Consider the following 17,907-nt stretch of genomic DNA (forward strand, 5'->3'; position numbering starts at 1 on the left):
ACTGTGCAGGCCTGCGGACGCCGACCGCAGTATAGGAACTGTTGACCAGTCATTTTCACCATATACACAGCAAAATATGGTTAAAAAACAGGAGAAAGATGGATCTCACGAGAGATAGGTAGCGAACACGACGATTTTGACCGCAAAAACACCGGAAATATATTGATACAAGTGCGCTTTTATAAATCAAGGACTTAGCCTGGAATGGCACTTTCGCCTGACACGCACTGACCAAACACCCGGCTGGCGATACACCTGCATGACCCTACTTTTACAGCCGATTCATTCCGTGCTTTGCGATCGGCCATACGCAAAAGGCTCGTTGCCACGCCCCCCGCCAAACGACCATTCATCGCTGGCCGTGGTGGTGATGACCACCATGACATCCTCCGCATTGAGACCCGTCGCCCGCCTCAGCTTCTCGACCAGATCGCGATAGAAACGCTGTTTCGTCTCGACGCTGCGGGGACGGCCAGCCGTAATCGCAATCAGCACGAAGTCATGACTACGCGGCCCGCCCAGGTAACCGGGATCAAATATCAGCTCGCCTTCTTCATGCTGGTGAATGACCTGAAAGCGATCTGCTTTCGGCACCTCGAAGCTATCAACCAGGGCATCGTGCAGCCCCTGCGACAATGCCTGTAAATACTCGGCCGACTTCCCCCGGTGCAGTGAAATACGTGAAAACGGCATGTCCGTTACTCCTGGAGAAAGATGAAGTCAGCCCGTAACCCGCTCAGCACCGTAGCGCCCGACTGCCACTCTGAATCAAGCCCCTGATGCGTCATGACATTTCCCCCTCGGATCCGCTAATCGAGCGAGGACACTATCAAGTCGTGATCGTTCCGAATATCAGATTTAATAGAGGTATTCATTCCAAATAAATGGACTATTCAATGCGCCGTCCGACCTTCGATCTTGATGTCCTGCGTACTTTCGTGACCGGTGTGGAGCTCAACAGTTTTGCCAAAGCGGCGGATCGTCTCGACCGATCCACTTCGGCCGTAAGCGCGCAATTGAAAAAACTCGAAGAGCAGGTGGGCACCCCGGTGCTGGTCAAGTCCGGTCGAGGGCTGGTGTTGACGCCCGTCGGTGAATCACTGCTCAGCCATGCCCGCCGACTGCTGGAGCTGAATGACGGTATTTTCCAGACCCTGCATGAAAGCCAAACGGCCGGGACCATCCGCCTCGGCCTTCAAGAGGACTTTGGGGAGCACTTACTGAGCGAAATCCTCCGGCGCTTCGTCCAGGTTTACCCGATGATGACGCTTGAGATCAGGATCGCGCGCAACACTGAACTGCTTTCCCTGGTAGAAAACGCTGGCCTGGATCTGGCCCTGACGTGGGATACGGGTCACACATCGCCCCATGCCACACGGCTGGGCGAAACGCACATGCACTGGATCGGAGCGCGTGACACACCGTCGCCTGCCCGCCTTGATGGCTCAACGTTGCCATTGATCCTGTTCGACGCGCCTTGCGTGCTGCGCAGCGCCGCCACACAGGCGCTGGACACTGCGCGAATTCCTTGGCGTATAGCCCTGACCAGCCCCAGCGTCGGTGGTATCTGGGCGGCCGTCGCAGCCGGTTTGGGCCTGACGCTGCGGACCCGCATCGGGCTGCCGGCTCATCTGCGGGTTATCTCCGGCTTGCCTCCCGTCCCCAGCCTTGGCTACGTGCTTCACAGCAGTGGTGAACACCCAACACCCGCCATCAAACAATTGGCCGCATCGATCAAAACGAGCTTGCAAGCGCACACATTCAGTTTCGCCACTGCAAAATGATTGAGTTAGTCCGAACGAGGTAAGTACCGGATGGGCGGCCGTGAAAGGATCACAAGGCCCCGGCTCCGGGCTCATGCAGCCGGCCGGCGATGTTCAGCGGCTATTTTGAACGTATGACAAGGAGATCTATGTTGGCGGGCATCTTTGACTACATCGTGGTGGGTTCCGGTTCGGCGGGCGGTACCCTGGCGGCGCGCCTCAGCGAAGGCGGTCGCCACCGGGTGCTGGTACTGGAGGCCGGCGGCAGCCACAAGAATCTCTTGGTCAGTATGCCCGCGGGCTGGGCAGCGATGACGTACAGCCCCAAGTTTTCCTGGATGCACAAAACCGAGCCGGAAAAGTATGCCGGCGGCCGGCGCATGAAGATGCCCCGGGGCAAGCTCGTCGGCGGGTCGTCCTCGATCAACGGCATGATTTATATCCGCGGGCATGCCCAGGATTACGCCGATTGGGTCACAGCTGGTGCCACGGGCTGGAGCTGGCCGGAACTGTTGCCACATTTTGTGCGGACCGAAGATCAGGCGCGCATTCGTAATGCCTGGCATGGCCGGGGCGGCCCGCTTGCAGCAAGTGACCTGCCGGTTGTACACCCGTTGACGCACGCAATGATTGACGCCGCCGCACAAGCGGGCCTGGATCGGGTGGACGATTTCAATGATGGCCAGGCCAAGGGCGCGGGTGTGTTTCAGGTCAACTTCCGTAATGGCCGGCGCTCTTCAATTGCCAGCAATGCAATCGAACCGGCCCTGCGCCGACCCAATTTGAAATTGGTGATGCGCGCCATGGTGCAGCGGATTGTCTTTGAAGGGCGCCGCGCAACGGGCGTGGAATACAGCATGCCCGATGGCAGCCGCCACCTCGCCACGGCCAGCCACGAGGTACTGGTATGCGCCGGGGCCATACAGTCACCCCAGTTGCTGATGGTCTCGGGGATCGGCCCGGCTTCGCAGCTACAAGCACTGGGGATTGCGCTGGTTGCGGATCTGCCCGGCGTGGGAGAAAACCTGCAGGATCACGTGAGTGCACCCTTGTGCTGGCGGTTGAAAACAGGTGTGCGCGGGATGAACAGTACGTTCCGGGGCTTGAAACTCGCGGGCTCGGTACTGCGCTACCTGACCAGCCGCGCCGGGCCCATGGTCAGCCCGCCTGCAGAGTTCGGCTGCTACCTCAAGAGCGATCCCGAACTGGCGTATAACGATATTCAGGTTTTCGGCCTGCCGATGACCGGCCAGACCGACGACAGCAGCAGCGACAAGGCTCCACAACCGGACAGTTTCGAGGGCATGACGCTGGGCCCCTTTCAAGGACGACCGTTCTCACGAGGCCATGTGCGACTCAAAAGCCGCGACATGGAGCAACATCCCGCAATTACCATGAACTATCTTCACGACCCGCGTGATCGTCGTGCGCTGATCTGGTCCTTGCGCTGGTTGCGGGACCTGGCGAAACAACCGGCGCTAGTCGGGTTGATCGACGCCGAAATACGACCCGGACCACAGGTACAGACCGATGAACAATGGCTGGCCTGGATGGAGCCTTTACTGACCACCGCCTATCATCCTGTAGGGACTTGCCGCATGGGGCATGCAGATGACCCAATGGCCGTCTGCACGCCTGATCTGCGTGTGCGCGGGGTACAAGGCTTGCGGGTCATCGATGCCTCGGTCATGCCCAATCTGATCTGCGGCAACACCAATGCCACGAGCGTAGTGATTGGCGACAAGGGTGCCGATCTGGTGTTGGGCCTCGCACCGCTGGCTCCACTCCATCTCTAACTGCGACGGCCGCTGAAATCGGGATCGCCCCGGCTTGCTCCGCATCAGGACTTGTATTCCCTGCCAGGCATGCCTAATCTCAGGCTCATGGCTAATTTCCGCACCGAACCGACCACCACAACCACGACTGCCAACGGCGGGTCGTGACAGGTTTCGTGAGCTGAATTACCCCACAAACCCAAAGACCCGCCAGTAATGGCAGGGTCTTTTTTTTTGGCCCTGCGTTACTGGCTCAACGTAAGGAAACGTCCCATGTATGCACTGCTGATTCTCGATATGCAGGTGGGTCTTATGCACGGCCCCGACCAACCTTGGCGCGGCGAAGCGCTCATTGGCACCTTGCAACACTTGATGACCAAAGCCCGTGAGGCGGGAGCCCCGATCTTCCTTGCTCGCCACACAGGGCCTGCGGGCTCGCCCATCGACCCGGGCAGCCCGCTGACGGAGATCGTCCAGGAGCTGGAATTGAAGGGTGACGAAGTGGTCTTCGAGAAAACCCGACCTAACGCATTTAGCCTCACCGGCTTGGCAGATCAGTTAAAACAGCGCGGCTGTCAGGGCGTGGTGATTACCGGCATGAAAACTCAATACTGCGTTGACAGCACGACCCGAGCTGCGCGCGACCTGGGTTTCGACGCCGTGCTGATCGCCGACGGACACACCTGTTCCGATACCCCGGTATTGAAGGCCGAAGCCGTGATCGCCCACCACAACGCAACACTCGCAGGGCCATTTTGCCAGCTCGTCCAGGCTGCGGACTGGGTGTTCTGATACAGCCTTCTGATCGATCCGGCCCGAGTCGATCAGAGGGAGCAACAACACGTCCTTCGCACCTGATCACACTGCAAAAAAGATGAATACCTCCGTTCGGCGAAATTCGCCCCACATTTCATGGCCGCATGAATTATTGTCTTGCTGCTGCAGCTAGTTGTTTTTTACTGAACGTTCCGCGAGGCTTCATGGAAATCGAGTTACAGGAAATTCGTGACCACCTTCACCGCCATGCACCTTTTGATGCTCTCCCCCTGGAAACGCTGGACGCCATCGCCCAACGGATCGAGGTCAGATATTTCAAGGCCGGGAGCGACATCCTCGAAGCCGGGGCTGTTATCCAGGACTTGCACTATGTACGCAACGGGGCTGTGGAGATATATCGGCGTAATGGCGAACTTTATAACCGGCTTGTCGAAGGCGATATCTTCGGCCAAGCCGGCTTATTGCGTAGCAACAAAGTTCGCTTCCCTGCCCGCGCCCTTGAAGACTGCCTGATCTACTTTATTCCGGGCAGCCTGTTCGCAGAACTGTGCGCCCAACATGACACCTTCGCGGACTTTGTCGAAGCCGAGGGCCACTCACGCCTGCAGTCTGCGGTCGAGGCGCAAGGCCGCGCGAGCGAGCTGATCCAACTCAAATGCCGAGCCTTGATATCCCGTGAGCTGGTATGGGTAACCGCAGATACGAGCGTGCACGAAGCGGCCAGGTTAATGACGGAACAGAGCGTTTCCTGCGTAGTCGTGATGGCACCTGGTGCCGCGCAGGCGGGACAAATGGTCGGTATCGTGACCGACCGGGATTTGCGCACCCGGGTCGTCGCGGCGGCACTCAGCGACCGCTCGACATCCATCAGCGAAATCATGTCGGTCGATACGGTATCGATTCAGGCAGACGACTCCGTGTTCGAAGCCATGCTGGTGATGTTACGGCGCAATATTCACCACCTGCCAGTCGTGCAAAGAAACCGAACCCTGGGCTTGATCAATCTGTCGGACATTATCCGCTACGAATCCCAAAGCAGTCTGTATCTCGTCAGCACCATATCCAACCAAACGTCAGTTATAGGCCTGCGCTCGTTGCTACGCGACTTGCGAGGGACTTACATCCGCATGGTGCGCGATGGCGCAACGGCACACATGATCGGCAGTGCAATTTCGGGTATCGGCCGCGCCTTTACTCAGCGCCTGCTTGAACTGGCAGAAAAGAAACTGGGCCCTCCTCCTGTGCCTTATTGCTTCATGGTGCTGGGGTCGATGGCACGCGATGAGCAATTGCTGGTGACCGATCAAGACAATGCATTGGTATTGGACGACCAGTTCGATCCCGCATTGCATGACGACTACTTCCTTAATCTGGCCACGTTTGTCAGTGATGGCTTGGCCGAGTGCGGATACAGTTATTGCAAGGGTGGAATCATGGCCACCAACAGTCAGTGGCGGCAACCATTGCGGGTATGGCGTGAGTACTTTAATCAATGGATCGAAAAACCGAATCCCACGACGCTTCTCAATAGCTGCATTTTCTTCGACCTTGACGGGGTTTATGGCCAGCTTGAATTTGTGGAGGAGCTCAAGGTTTTATGCGCGCATAAATCCAGTACGCATCCCCGCTTTCTGAATGCCATGGCCAGGAATGCGCTGAACCGTACACCGCCTTTGGGATTTTTCCGCACATTCATGCTGGAAACAGATGGCCAGCAAAAACGGATCATCAATCTCAAAGGGCGTGGTACCGCACCGCTTACAGATCTTATACGTATCCACGCACTGGCTTGCGGCAGTACAGCGCAGAACTCTTTTGATCGGCTTGAGGCGATCAGCAACACAAAACTCATGCAGCCGGATGCCTTAAAACATCTACGTTATGCACTGGAGTTTCTATCCATGGTGCGGATCCGGCATCAGGCTGACGCCATAGAGCAAGGCAACACGCCTGACAACTACATCGAGCCAGAGCGTTTTTCCACCAGCGAACGACATAACCTCAAAGAAGCTTTTCAGGTATTGAGCAATGCGCAGAACTTTCTGCGTTTCCGCTATCCGGCCAAGGGCCGGCACTACAATGATTGATTTAACAGCACGTCGAGATCAGCGAGCACTGGACTGGTCAGCCAAATTCCAGTTGTTGGCGCAACAGGCCATTCACCCAGGTCTTAAACGCTATTATGAGGCTGGCGTTATCTCTGCACAGACGCCGATAGAGGATGTTCCATTGCTTGCGATGGACATAGAAACCACCGGCCTCAACCCCGAAGCCCACAATATAGTCAGCATCGGCCTGATACCGTTTACGCTGCAGCGAATACGCTGTGGTGAGTCGCTCTACTGGGTTATAAAGCCGCCATCCGGTTTGAATGAAAAGTCCGTAACGTTCCATCACATCACCCATGCCGATATCTTGCTCGCCCCCTCTTTGCCCGATGTAGTGGAACCCCTGTTAGAGGCCATGGCAGGCAAAGTCATTGTGGTGCATTACAGGAATATCGAAAGGGCCTTTCTGGATCAGGCGCTGCGTAACTTTCTGGGAGAAGGACTGCAATTTCCGGTCGTAGACACGATGCAACTGGAAGCCCGAATGCACAGAAAGAAACGAGGGTGGCTGGACAGTCTTCTGCGTCGTCCCCAGACGTCGATAAGGCTTGCTGATAGCCGCGCCCGCTATAACTTGCCGCCCTACCATGCCCACCATGCATTGACTGATGCGCTCGCAACGGCGGAGTTATTGCAGGCTCAAGTCGCCCATCATTACGCGCCCTCCACGCCCATTGAAGAACTGTGGAGTTAATCACCTGAGACTGTCAGCCAGGTGCACCGGGCAGGTGCACCTGGCTTCACTCAGTGCATTGCCTCAGGAGCGTGGTTCAGACATCAGTCCCTTCACCAGGGAAATACATCCAATCAGCAGCACTATGGCGAACGGCAGTCCCGTTGAGACAGCCATTGCCTGCAAGGCCACCAATCCACCACCCAGCAACAGGGCGATAGCAATCACGCCCTCAATGACCGCCCAGAAGACGCGCTGTGGCACAGGTGCATCGACCTTGCCGCCTGCTGTAATCGTATCGATCACCAATGAACCGGAGTCCGAGGAAGTGATGAAAAATACAATCACCAGAACAATCCCCAGAAAGGACGTTATCTCCTTAAGTGGCAAGTCCCCGAGCATCGCAAACAGTTTGAGCTCCAGCACCGCATCCTTGACGCCAACAAAGCCTTCGACTGCGGCCTGATCAATTGCCGTTCCACCAAACGTCGTCATCCACAATACGGAAACCAGCGACGGAACGAGCAACACAGAGATCAAAAACTCGCGAACCGTACGGCCACGACTGACTCGGGCAATAAACATCCCCACGAATGGAGACCAACTGATCCACCACGCCCAATAGAACGCCGTCCATCCCTGGGTGAACCCGGTATCCGTTCGCCCGAAAGGATTCGAAAGCGCAGGCAGGTACTGTCCATAGCTCACGAGGTTCTTGAAGAAACCCGTGAATATGGCCAGCGTAGGTCCCACAACAATGATGAATACCAACAGAAGCAGAGCAAGCCCCATGTTGATCTGGGATAACATCTTGACGCCTTTGTCCAGGCCGGAAAGTACTGACCAGAGAGCAATAAGCGTAATGCCGATGATGAGTACTACTTTGCTCAGATTCGTCGACTCGATGCCAAACAGATACTCAATACCCGCCGCCGCCTGTTCTGCACCAATCCCTAAAGATGTCGCCAAACCGAACAACGTCGCAAACACGGCCAGAATATCGATGATATGCCCCGGCCATCCCCATACGCGCTCCCCCAGCAGCGGATAAAATATCGAGCGTATCGATAGAGGCAGGCCCTTGTTGTACGAGAAGAGCGCCAGGGACAGGGCAACAATCGCGTAAATCGCCCAAGGGTGCAGGCCCCAGTGAAAGATGGTGGCCGCCATCGCCAGGTCGGCAGATGTTTTTGAATCACCCGCAGCACCCCCGAGTGGAGCCCAATCAGTACGCGCCCCGCTGGCATCGAGAGTGACGCCACCCATCGCTGCCGAGTAGTGCGACATGGGTTCAGCAACGCCGTAGAACATCAAACCGATGCCCATGCCCGCCGCGAACAACATTGAAAACCAGCCAACGTATGAGTGGTCAGGTGTGGCGTCTCGCCCCCCTAACCGCACCTTGCCCAAAGGGGAAACGATGAGCCCTAAACACAACACAACGAAAACGTTGGCAACGCTCATGAAAAACCAGGCAAGGTGACTGGTCAACCAATTGCGGATCGAACTGAACAGAGGCTCAACTTCGTTCTGCAATGCCAAGGTCAAAATGACGAAAAGCAATATTGCGGCTGCCGAAATGATGAAAACCTTGCCGTGGATATCGAGCGAGAATGAAAACTCACCTTTGATATTGTCCTGGCCGATAACGTAGTCGGTATCAATCAAATTGGCCGCTCCGCTAGGAGCTGGAATACCATCCTCACCGACAGGCTGAGGATTAACTGGCAGGTCATCCATAGGTATCTTACCCATAAGAGCTTCCTTATTTATGGCACGCATCTGCGTGCAATGGTGTGTAGCCCCGCTGTTCTGATGGTAAAAACGAGATACTGGTGCCGCTATCCTAACAAGCTTTGACCGCGATTCAGTAACATCTGGCAAGAATCACCTGACATCCACAGCCCGGGTCAAACATGGCGCCATCGGGATATCACCCACACCGCATCGCCGTGCGGGCCACCTGTACTTGAAGCGACAAGCTGATAACGCGCTTACGTTTTAGACCTTCAGCAGCCCACCGTTGCGGTAGGCAGGACGCACCCTCGCAGCAGCAATGAGACCATGGCAGAAAGTCTCGCAACCCGGCGCGACGTGTCGATATATCGACTGAGCCATCGATAAGCCGGCTGGGGGCTCTTACGGCTCCACGCTCATAAAACTTGCAACCTCCGGGCTGTTCACACGTGTCGATTTGAGGGTGGCCTGTATGGATTTTATGATGAAAGAGTCATTTGAAGGTGATGTCTGGCCCCGCTCACTCCGCGCTTGAACACGTCTATTGTTATTATGAGATATCAAATTCTCATTGGTTTTTAGTTCATTCATAAAAGACTGCAAGAATGCATAGCCAATGAATTTATTATCTTTCAGTACCGGTTGACCGTCGGTGTAACGGGCTTGAAGCAACTCGTCAGACATCCTCATGACATCCTGCCCCCCGTCATGAAGCATCGCCATTTTCGTCCAAAACCTCATGGCATCGGGACCATTCGGCAACGCGACCACCTTCGAATTCAACTCATTTCGACTAGCGGGGAGCTTATAGGTCGACATGCCTGACGGATAGTGTGCCTGTAACCTGAAAGCGTACTCCATAAGCCTTGCCGAAGGCTCCATCCACCAGGATCTCTTGAGCGGGGTTTGTCCGTATTGATAAAGGTGGAAGACTTCGTGGGCGACCACAAACCAATACCGGGTGAATGTTGCTTGCACCGGTTTTTTTGCTGAACCAATGACTTGCGCTTCCAGCTGCGTCGATATATCGACTCTTAATGTGCAGGCTTCTCCCCGCCCTGGGGCTGCGGAGTATCTGACGGGTGAGTTGAATGCCAGCCCGTTCGGCTGAATATTCATGACGTTGATATCAATATACTTAACCGCCAGATACTTTTGCGTCAGCGTTGGATCCGTAAACCCCAACGCGTTATATACCTTTCTAGCCACGTCGGCCTGTATTGCAATATTTTCTATAAAGTCAGGCACACCATTGGCATTGGCATCGGCTTGCGACTGTTCTGGAAGTCGGTGATCCTTGCCCGAGACAGGCGCCACTTCCGTATAGAACACACGAATACCGTTCAGCGCATGAACCTTCTCGAGTTTGTTCAGTTCTGCATTTTTTCTGTCAGCGCAGCCAACAACATGATCGTTCGCAAAGGCATTTGCGGCGAGTAAAAAAATCACAGACGCAAGGCACCGGGCAATCATATCCAACCTCGTTTTATTTAGTTGTTACTTTGCCGAGCGCAAGGCGCTGCATTTCGTCGACAGCATGCTCAAACTGTTGCTTACGCAGTGCTTTATTCAGCATCCTGGTCAGGTTGATATCTGTCCCCTCCCGGCGGGCGAACTCGTGGTTTTCCCGCAACAACTCCAGATGATCTTTCGCCAGAATGGCTTCCCAATGTGCGTCGTCCTTGTACAAGAACGTTTGCGCTTCCGCCAACACCCCCAGTACCTTGAGTGGAATAGCGGTGCGCACACATTTCCGACAACGCCCGCAATTGTATGCCCCCCCGAAATTACCCAGACAGACTCGCAAATAACGCAGCCCAAGCGCTTTGTTCCAGCGAATGATCGACGCGACCTTCTCGGGCCGTGTCACTTCCGAACCGTCATGAAAAATGAACATCTGCTCATTTGAAAACATTTCGTCGACCAGCGGAGAACTGCCGTGCGGGACCTGGTGCGCGTAGGAAAAGGCTGAAGGTATGCACATGTGCCCGATCACGGGAGACAGGCACAGGCCGATTGAGGCTAATGCACTGCCGTGATCGAACTTTTCCCAATTGGACATGACATGGGTACGAACATTGGTGATTCCAAAAATGGTCTTCACCCCGAGTTCATCGGCCACAGAGCGCACCCAGTCCTCCGACTCTTCTACCCCTACCGTCGTTTCAATCGGCGTTTCCACGCCTCGCATGAAGACCAGATACGTCAAGGGACGGCCCGCCGCCGCACCTTCTTCATGATGTTTCAACAGGCTGTAAAAGGAGTCAACACCGCCGGAAAAGAACGTCGCGGTAGTCTTCTGCGGCGCAGCAGGCAACTCTGAACGCGGGACGGTCCGGATCGGTACTCGCTTGAACAATGCGGGCCACCAAGTGTGATAGATGTCACGAATACGCGGCAGCATGACATGGAGCCTGTTTGAGATCGGGGAGGCGATCTCAAGCGGTTCGTCCACACGCATGGACTTGATCAGACAAGCAGCAGCAAATGCGTCTGCCGTATCGTCTACATGCCCCTCCTCGGCACCAAAGAACGTATAGTAAAGTTCTATCGATTCACGCTCAGCCGAGTGGAACCTCACATGGGCCTTAAGCGAAACGCTACCTTCCGAGACTTCGCGACGAACATCTTCGATAATCATTTATACTGTCTTGTATGCTTGATTAATGACGTGCATATGAAATGCAACCTCCAGCGATTGCTCTACAACCAGCCTGCGGATGAGAGACTTTCACCCCCTGTTCATACAACATCAACGTATAGAGCAGAGTTTCCAGCAACGCATGAACGTCAATTTAAAGACAGCCTTATATAAACCCCCGTCACTGTATCAGCTCACCCATCAAGATAACCGTATACCCTCTTCGATAAAAAAACACGTTTAAATATCATTGACACCCATCATTCCCTCGCGAAAAGCAAAAAATGATCATTGGATTAGCATCCCGCACGAACCTGATGATCACCCAGGGCCTTTTGACACCGTCACTTCCTTGCGCGTCTAGCACCCTCAAACTGGTGATTATTTGAGCCAGAGCCCTCATCTGCAGTGCGGATAATGATGATCCCTATTATCAAGAATCATGCATAACGCTTTAACTTAAAGCCCCGAAGCAATCTTGCAAGACATCCAGATTTGACAGACGACCGCACACTATGACCAATGACATGACAACTACAAAAAACCAACCTTTCAAAATCGCCAACACTGGATGTCAAGCGCGCATTTATTGCCGAACGGCATTCAACAGCATGAAACCATAACGGGGAATACATCCTTATTGTCTTCATGTGGTTGTGCGTGACGCTTCAAGTATTGCTGCAGGCTCCGGGCGAAAAGACCTAACACCACCAGAGTGACTACAGTGTCCGCCCTTCATTGCTCCGCAATCAGTGCCTTCTCATCGTCGAGCGATTGCTCATCCAATCACATGAAATAGATAATTTGATTTCACTACAACGTTAATCCTCCTTGATCCAGCGTCAACATTAAAGCCCTCAAATTATCCGGCGCCACCTGTATGAGGCCTTTTCCTGGAACGTCGATTTCTGCAATCATAAACAATGCTAGCGCAGTAAAAATGGGCATGATACAAACTAAAGTATTGCCTCCACGGCGTCCCCTGGCATTATAGCCAATAAGAAAATTAGAGCAGACCGCGCACAAAATCAGCAGCGCCCAAGCCACGCCGGGTATTTGATGCCGCCAACTAGACATCGTCTTTTGTTGGGTCACATATAATTCACTGCTTGCATGAAGCACAGTAACAATCACTGAACCCTGTCTAGCCTTCGTTATCTTGCTGATCAAAGCCCACATGTGCGATTGTACTTTAATAGACTCTGCTCGGATCGCTGCACGCTTGTCGTCATCGTTCGTCGCAAAAAAAGAAATACGCAAAAGCAAATAGTCCCGCAACATTTTCTCAGCTATTGCCTGCTGGGACTCAGTGAGTAACGTCGTGTGCTGAAATGCATTACCGATAGCAATAGTCTCATTCTCTTCTGCGACGATACGGGAATTCAACCCGCTGATTGCAAACGTCAGAATAAAGCCAATAAGTAAACCCAGCATGGATAATGTACCACCCAGCACAACTTTTATCTCATCATCGTAATTAGAATCATGAGCAACCTTACGCCCCCACACTGCCTTCCCCGCAAAAGCTGCAACGCACAAGCCCAGCAGCATAGAGACCAACAAACACCAAGAATAGATATCAATTGAGTACAGGATCGAGCGCATGTTCTTCTTTCGTTTTTATGTGGACTTATATCCTTATAGCACAACTAAAATTGCATGAGCATGCTTTTTACATCACCGCCATATTTGAACATTTATTGTTCCTGGCCATCACCGGCTTCAGGGACTCTGCAAGGAAATCAGGGTGTTCGGAAAATGCTGTCGTTGAAGACTTCGACAGGGAAAGCCCCAATTCGCATGACGTAGAGCCCGAGGCCGTCGGAGACTGGCGGCGCGATGCCATCACCGTCAACTCCGATAACTTGTCGGACATGCACTGATGCTCTCTCGGTCGGAAAATCTCATCTTTTCGAGTTGCTGACGAGCTTATCAATGAAGAACTCTATATGCCCTCTTGGGCTGCTGGGCAGCGACCAAGCATCGACCTTTTGAGCAATCACATTGAATGCGCAGGCGGATTTTGAATTCGGAAAAACCTCACTGACCGCCCGCTGTTTGTGCCCTGCTTTGCGCACGCACTCGTCATATGGAACGGCCCCCGCATAGTGCAAGGATACGTCCAAGAAGCGATCAGCCAAATTGTTTAGCTTGCCAAACAGGCGGCGTCCGTCATCAAGGTTATGCACCATACTGGCCAAAATCCGGAAGCGACTCATCCCGTAGTCACGATTCAGCAGCCGGATCAGAGCGTAGGTATCCGCGATAGAAGCTGGATCGTCGCAGACGACAAGCAATACATCTTGAGCGGCCCTAGCGAAACTGACCATTGATTTGCCCAACCCTGTTGCAGTGTCAATCACCAGCACATCAAGACTGTCAGATATGTCGCTGAAAGCTTGAATCAGGCCTGTGTGCTGGGCAGATGACAGATTCACCATATTCTCGACACCAGAAGCAGCAGGAACAATACGCACTCCTCCAGGCCCTCGCATCAGGACATCGGATAGCACGCAGCGACCCTCCATCAAATCAGCAAGCGTGTACGTAGGGGCAAGCCCCAACAGAACGTCAATATTCGCTAACCCAAGATCGCCATCCAACAAGACGACACGCCTCCCGCATTTAGCCAATGCGAATGAAAGATTCACAGCCACAGTCGTCTTTCCAACACCCCCTTTACCACTTGCCACAGCGATAACTTGTATAGAATGCACGCCATCCATGTCTGCTATCCCTTCCAAGAGCAATAATTTCAATCATCGATTTTGCCACATTAATCTTTGGCGAGCGCACCATCCTATAGCAGTAGTGAATGAGCGATACACCCTTGGTAATCTCAGCGCATGTTCGCCACCCCGTGAGCTTGCCGGGTATCCAGGGAACCCGGGGCGATTCACTTGGCCATACGATGCCTTGTCTATTTGACCTCGACCACGTCCAAAAACAAGCCGCTAAAGCCGCCCTCAAAGCGAGAGCTCACCCAAGCGCTCCCGCCCCACCCATAAAATCAGAAGCTTTTCTTATACACTTTCCCGTCTTTGATAATCACCGCAATATTTCTATCTGGATCGTCCAAGAACTCGAGGTTTTTTGTAGGGTCACCGTCAACAACCAATAAGTCTGCCAGTGCACCAATTTCTATCTGTCCAATTTTTCCTGGATAAGGATTACGGAGGCCCGACAAACCTAAAAGCTCTCCATTCAGTTTTGTCGCCATATTCAATACTTCATTGGGCGCGTAAAATCGCGTCAACTTTGCCAGCTGACGTCCCTGAGAAGCAGTCTTTTCCGGATTGAACAAGACATCCGTTCCCCAGGCGGTCTTGATATTAAAGCGTTGCGCAAACTCATAGGCTCTAGCGGTCCCTTCAGCCACCACACGCTGACGCTCTCGACGCACCGGGTCAGGATAAACATTAGCATCTTCATCTTGTAGAAAAGGTTGAAGGCTCCACCAGATATCGTTATCCGCCATCATGCGCACAGTTTCTTCATCCGCAAGTTGACCGTGCTCAATCGATTTCACACCTGCCCGAATGGCGCGTTGAATGCTTCTCGGTGTATACGCATGCACCATCACATAGGTGCCCCAATCGGCAGCGGCCTCCACGGCCATTTTTAATTCGGACTCCATGAACTGGGTACTGTCGAGATGGTCGTGGATGGAAGCCACACCGCCACCCGCTAGAAGTTTTATTTGAGAAGCCCCGAGCATCAGTTGCTCTCTTGTCCGCCTGAGCACTTCAGCATCACCGTCGGCTATCTCGGCTGCACCGATTTGTTCAGCAAAGCTGAGCGACCTAAGTGCAGTGCGAGGGACCTCGGAGCGCATTCTGAAATCACCGTGGCCTGAGGTCTGCGAAATCATGGCACCTGAAGGATAAATTCGAGGCCCGATAACAACCCCCTCGTCAATTGCACGCTTCAACGCAAATGAAGGCCCACCGGGGTCGCGAACAGTCGTAAATCCACGCATCAGGGTTTTTTCTGCTTCACGAGCGGCAATTAAATGTATATATCCGGGGTCCGCGCTCATCGCATCGAGTTCGGTTATTGCCGCCAAGGTCGTGTGCCAGTGAGCATCAATCAGCCCCGGCATTACGACTCGCCGCCCGCAATCGATAACCGTCGCGCCCTCAACCGTCGCATTAACAGACAGCAATGCGTTAATAACGCCATCTTTAATGAGTAGAGAGACCTGTTCGTTAAGTACAGGACTACCGTCAAACAGACGAATATTTGTGAGTAAAATGTCGCGCATGGCGTCGCCGGCGTCAGTACTCCGGGCTGAAATAGTTGAGACGTTAGAGCCAGGCAGCCGGGCACCTTTCGGCTTAAGGTGACTGAAGACATCACGTTGAGACAGATCAATCATCATTCTTTGGTGAAAATCTTGTATCAGGGGCGAACAGCAAGTACACCGGTCGTGGGGGGGGAGTTCAATATTATGGGTGGGCATGTGACGCGAATAAGCAGGCATTAAAAACCTCTACGTTCGACTTGTTTAGTGTATGTCGCGGTAGGTATTCATTTGATAAATACACTCCGTGAGCCGTTCCAGGTTTGCAGGTCCTGTAGCGTCGCAGAGTATTGATCCGACTCAGCCTTCGGAACCATCTCCCACGACCGCCATGATCGGCGCTGCCCACGGCATATTGAAGCCCTCAAAGAAGGCTAAAAGAATCGCCCGAGGCATTTTTTTGGCGGATGACACAATTCGCGGACGTGAATGACGTTCATTTCGATACCCGCAAATGCCTGGAAGTTACTCTCAATAAGTACCAGACCGGTGATGGCAGCGGTAAATTCTCACCATAAGTCCGGGTGCAGGTTGTGCGGACCAGCTTTGACGTGCCGTGAGTCTCGAAACCGGTCGTAGATCTTTGCTTCATCGCGCTCGCTCCGTGAGTACTTTCAAGAAACGAGACTGACTATAGATCGGAAAATGCACGGAGGACGGGCGGCATTCTCAAATTGTGTGTCTATGCACGCTTGGTCAAGGCTGAGTCAGCGTGAATAAGACAGGCTCAACAGTTGTTCCTTATACGAGACATTCTGCCTAAGAAAGCTGCTCGCACTCAGAAGGACAACTTAGCCCGACTCAAGCAACTCTGCCCCATGCTCGATGACGTCCCCATTGACTCGATAACACCTGCGGCTATAGCTGGATGCGCAGGTGCAGGCCAAGAATTCTGCAATTGATAAAGAGGATTCGTTGCTGACCAGTCGAATTGCGGCATTCCCATTTAGGGATATTCGACCGATGGCTGCATCTGAAATCAAGAATATCGAGGACGCAAGCCTGCTGTTGGGGCTTACGAAAAGCGATATTACAAAGCGGGCCTACAGGAGGCTTGGCGCTACTGCGGAGCCTTCAACATAGCGATAGTCTCGGAATACCTCACAGCCAGGCACCGACGCCATCAAACCCCAGAAACGACAAAGCCCGCCAATGGCGGGCTCTGCGGTGTAGCAATATGGCGGAGGCGATGGGATTCGAACTCATGGACCTGTTACAGTCGACGGTTTTCAAGACCGTTGCCTTAAACCACTCGGCCACACCTCCTAACGTTGTTGCGGGCGCCATAATACCTGAATGACACACGCTGTCAAACTCTCTTGATCGCTTGTTACAGAGCCTCTGCTATGATCTTTGCTACTTAACATTTCCAAACACAGGAGTATCGCCATGCGCGAACAGGATTACGCTGTTGATCGCAGCTTGCAGGCTGCTGAGCAGCTAGAGGTTAGCCGCGTCCTGCGCAACACTTATGGATTGCTGGCCCTTACTCTCGCGTTCAGCGGTGTGATGGCTTTTGTCGCTCAGCAGATGCGTGTCGGCTATCCCAATATTTTCGTGGTGCTGATCGGTTTTTACGGGCTGTTCTTCTTGACCAACAAGTTGCGTGATTCGGCATGGGGCCTGGTGTCCGCTTTTGCCCTGACCGGTTTCATGGGTTTTCTGTTGGGTCCAATCCTCAACCGCTACCTGGGCATGCAGGGCGGCGCTGAGGTGGTGAGTTCCGCATTCGCGATGACAGCGCTGGTGTTCGGTGGCTTGTCGGCCTATGTATTGATCACCCGCAAGGACATGAGCTTCCTCGGCGGTTTCATCACCGCTGGCTTCTTCGTGTTGCTGGGCGCGGTTCTGGCGAGCTTCTTCTTCCAGATCAGCGGGCTGCAGCTGGCTATCAGCGCCGGTTTCGTTCTGTTCTCTTCGGTCTGCATCTTGTTCCAGACCAGCGCCATCATTCATGGCGGTGAGCGTAACTACATCATGGCGACGATCAGCCTGTATGTATCGATCTACAACCTGTTTGTCAGTTTGCTGCAACTGTTCGGCATCATGAGCCGCGACGACTGATGTACAGCACCTGACAAAAAGCCCGCTTCGGCGGGCTTTTTGTTGTCTGCGGCAAGCATCTTTAGG

At 53.6% G+C, this 17,907-nt stretch carries 14 protein-coding genes and 1 tRNA gene; 6 read left to right on the forward strand and 9 right to left on the reverse strand.

Translation table 11 applies throughout. The features are described from left to right. Positions 1-282: 282 nt before the first annotated feature. Positions 283-693: a tautomerase family protein gene (locus tag DQN55_RS14165; protein WP_048383125.1), complete on the reverse strand. Its 411-nt coding sequence runs from the start codon at positions 691-693 to the stop codon at positions 283-285. Positions 694-896: 203 nt separating this feature from the next. Here DQN55_RS14165 and DQN55_RS14170 point away from each other — a divergent pair, with 203 nt between their 5' ends. From DQN55_RS14170 to DQN55_RS14190, 5 genes are all read left to right on the forward strand, one after another. Continuing rightward, entirely contained in the window at positions 897-1,784 is an 888-nt protein-coding gene (locus tag DQN55_RS14170) for a LysR substrate-binding domain-containing protein (protein ID WP_048383124.1), read from the forward strand. Between the two features lie 128 nt (positions 1,785-1,912). Then, entirely contained in the window at positions 1,913-3,559 is a 1,647-nt protein-coding gene (locus DQN55_RS14175) for a GMC family oxidoreductase (protein ID WP_048383123.1), read from the forward strand. Between the two features lie 252 nt (positions 3,560-3,811). Continuing rightward, positions 3,812-4,330 carry a cysteine hydrolase family protein gene (locus tag DQN55_RS14180; protein ID WP_048383122.1) on the forward strand — a complete coding sequence of 173 codons (519 nt, stop codon included), beginning with the start codon at positions 3,812-3,814 and terminating at the stop codon, positions 4,328-4,330. A gap of 188 nt (positions 4,331-4,518) precedes the next feature. After that, positions 4,519-6,402 carry a DUF294 nucleotidyltransferase-like domain-containing protein gene (locus DQN55_RS14185; RefSeq protein WP_048383121.1) on the forward strand — a complete coding sequence of 628 codons (1,884 nt, stop codon included), beginning with the start codon at positions 4,519-4,521 and terminating at the stop codon, positions 6,400-6,402. Further along, positions 6,395-7,117, forward strand: a complete 723-nt coding sequence (locus DQN55_RS14190; RefSeq protein ID WP_048383120.1) for a 3'-5' exonuclease — start codon at positions 6,395-6,397, stop codon at positions 7,115-7,117. The genes DQN55_RS14185 and DQN55_RS14190 overlap by 8 nt, the downstream gene beginning before the upstream one ends. A gap of 63 nt (positions 7,118-7,180) precedes the next feature. On the opposite strand, the gene DQN55_RS14195 is transcribed toward DQN55_RS14190, so the two are convergent. The 8 genes from DQN55_RS14195 to DQN55_RS14240 all read right to left on the reverse strand — a co-directional run bounded on the left by DQN55_RS14195 (position 7,181) and on the right by DQN55_RS14240 (position 17,043). Further along, the gene (locus DQN55_RS14195) at positions 7,181-8,851 is read right to left on the reverse strand and encodes a BCCT family transporter (protein ID WP_088500039.1); all 1,671 of its coding nucleotides are present in this window, start codon (positions 8,849-8,851) and stop codon (positions 7,181-7,183) included. A gap of 384 nt (positions 8,852-9,235) precedes the next feature. Continuing rightward, a complete protein-coding gene (locus tag DQN55_RS14200) occupies positions 9,236-10,306 on the reverse strand; it encodes a hypothetical protein (protein ID WP_048383118.1) in 1,071 nt (356 codons plus the stop codon). Positions 10,307-10,319: 13 nt separating this feature from the next. After that, a complete protein-coding gene (locus DQN55_RS14205; RefSeq protein ID WP_048383117.1) occupies positions 10,320-11,474 on the reverse strand; it encodes an adenine nucleotide alpha hydrolase family protein in 1,155 nt (384 codons plus the stop codon). Between the two features lie 813 nt (positions 11,475-12,287). Further along, positions 12,288-13,079, reverse strand: coding sequence for a bestrophin-like domain (locus DQN55_RS14210; RefSeq protein WP_048383116.1), 792 nt, complete (start codon positions 13,077-13,079; stop codon positions 12,288-12,290). Between the two features lie 67 nt (positions 13,080-13,146). Continuing rightward, positions 13,147-13,350 carry a hypothetical protein gene (locus tag DQN55_RS22250; RefSeq protein ID WP_126514214.1) on the reverse strand — a complete coding sequence of 68 codons (204 nt, stop codon included), beginning with the start codon at positions 13,348-13,350 and terminating at the stop codon, positions 13,147-13,149. A 28-nt stretch (positions 13,351-13,378) separates the two neighbouring features. Beyond that, the gene (locus DQN55_RS14220; RefSeq protein WP_048383114.1) at positions 13,379-14,200 is read right to left on the reverse strand and encodes a MinD/ParA family protein; all 822 of its coding nucleotides are present in this window, start codon (positions 14,198-14,200) and stop codon (positions 13,379-13,381) included. Between the two features lie 284 nt (positions 14,201-14,484). Beyond that, a complete protein-coding gene (locus DQN55_RS14225) occupies positions 14,485-15,855 on the reverse strand; it encodes a metal-dependent hydrolase family protein (protein WP_082150768.1) in 1,371 nt (456 codons plus the stop codon). A gap of 1,100 nt (positions 15,856-16,955) precedes the next feature. Further along, positions 16,956-17,043, reverse strand: a tRNA-Ser gene (locus DQN55_RS14240). Positions 17,044-17,166: 123 nt separating this feature from the next. Here DQN55_RS14240 and DQN55_RS14245 point away from each other — a divergent pair. Beyond that, complete coding sequence (locus DQN55_RS14245) at positions 17,167-17,841, forward strand: Bax inhibitor-1/YccA family protein (RefSeq protein ID WP_048383111.1); 675 nt, start codon at positions 17,167-17,169, stop codon at positions 17,839-17,841. Positions 17,842-17,907: the final 66 nt, after the last annotated feature.

Source organism: Pseudomonas taetrolens (assembly GCF_900475285.1).
In the GTDB taxonomy this organism is placed as follows: Bacteria; Pseudomonadota; Gammaproteobacteria; order Pseudomonadales; family Pseudomonadaceae; genus Aquipseudomonas; species Aquipseudomonas taetrolens.

Coding starts and splice junctions, on each gene's coding strand:
- DQN55_RS14175 (WP_048383123.1), top strand. CDS start 1,913: ATGTTGGCGGGCATCTTTGACTACATCGTGGTGGGTTCCGGTTCGGCG.
- DQN55_RS14185 (WP_048383121.1), top strand. CDS start 4,519: ATGGAAATCGAGTTACAGGAAATTCGTGACCACCTTCACCGCCATGCA.
- DQN55_RS14170 (WP_048383124.1), top strand. CDS start 897: ATGCGCCGTCCGACCTTCGATCTTGATGTCCTGCGTACTTTCGTGACC.
- DQN55_RS14220 (WP_048383114.1), bottom strand. CDS start 14,200: ATGGATGGCGTGCATTCTATACAAGTTATCGCTGTGGCAAGTGGTAAA.
- DQN55_RS14165 (WP_048383125.1), bottom strand. CDS start 693: ATGCCGTTTTCACGTATTTCACTGCACCGGGGGAAGTCGGCCGAGTAT.
- DQN55_RS14180 (WP_048383122.1), top strand. CDS start 3,812: ATGTATGCACTGCTGATTCTCGATATGCAGGTGGGTCTTATGCACGGC.
- DQN55_RS14205 (WP_048383117.1), bottom strand. CDS start 11,474: ATGATTATCGAAGATGTTCGTCGCGAAGTCTCGGAAGGTAGCGTTTCG.
- DQN55_RS14200 (WP_048383118.1), bottom strand. CDS start 10,306: ATGATTGCCCGGTGCCTTGCGTCTGTGATTTTTTTACTCGCCGCAAAT.
- DQN55_RS14225 (WP_082150768.1), bottom strand. CDS start 15,855: ATGATGATTGATCTGTCTCAACGTGATGTCTTCAGTCACCTTAAGCCG.
- DQN55_RS22250 (WP_126514214.1), bottom strand. CDS start 13,350: ATGTCCGACAAGTTATCGGAGTTGACGGTGATGGCATCGCGCCGCCAG.
- DQN55_RS14245 (WP_048383111.1), top strand. CDS start 17,167: ATGCGCGAACAGGATTACGCTGTTGATCGCAGCTTGCAGGCTGCTGAG.
- DQN55_RS14195 (WP_088500039.1), bottom strand. CDS start 8,851: ATGGGTAAGATACCTATGGATGACCTGCCAGTTAATCCTCAGCCTGTC.
- DQN55_RS14210 (WP_048383116.1), bottom strand. CDS start 13,079: ATGCGCTCGATCCTGTACTCAATTGATATCTATTCTTGGTGTTTGTTG.
- DQN55_RS14190 (WP_048383120.1), top strand. CDS start 6,395: ATGATTGATTTAACAGCACGTCGAGATCAGCGAGCACTGGACTGGTCA.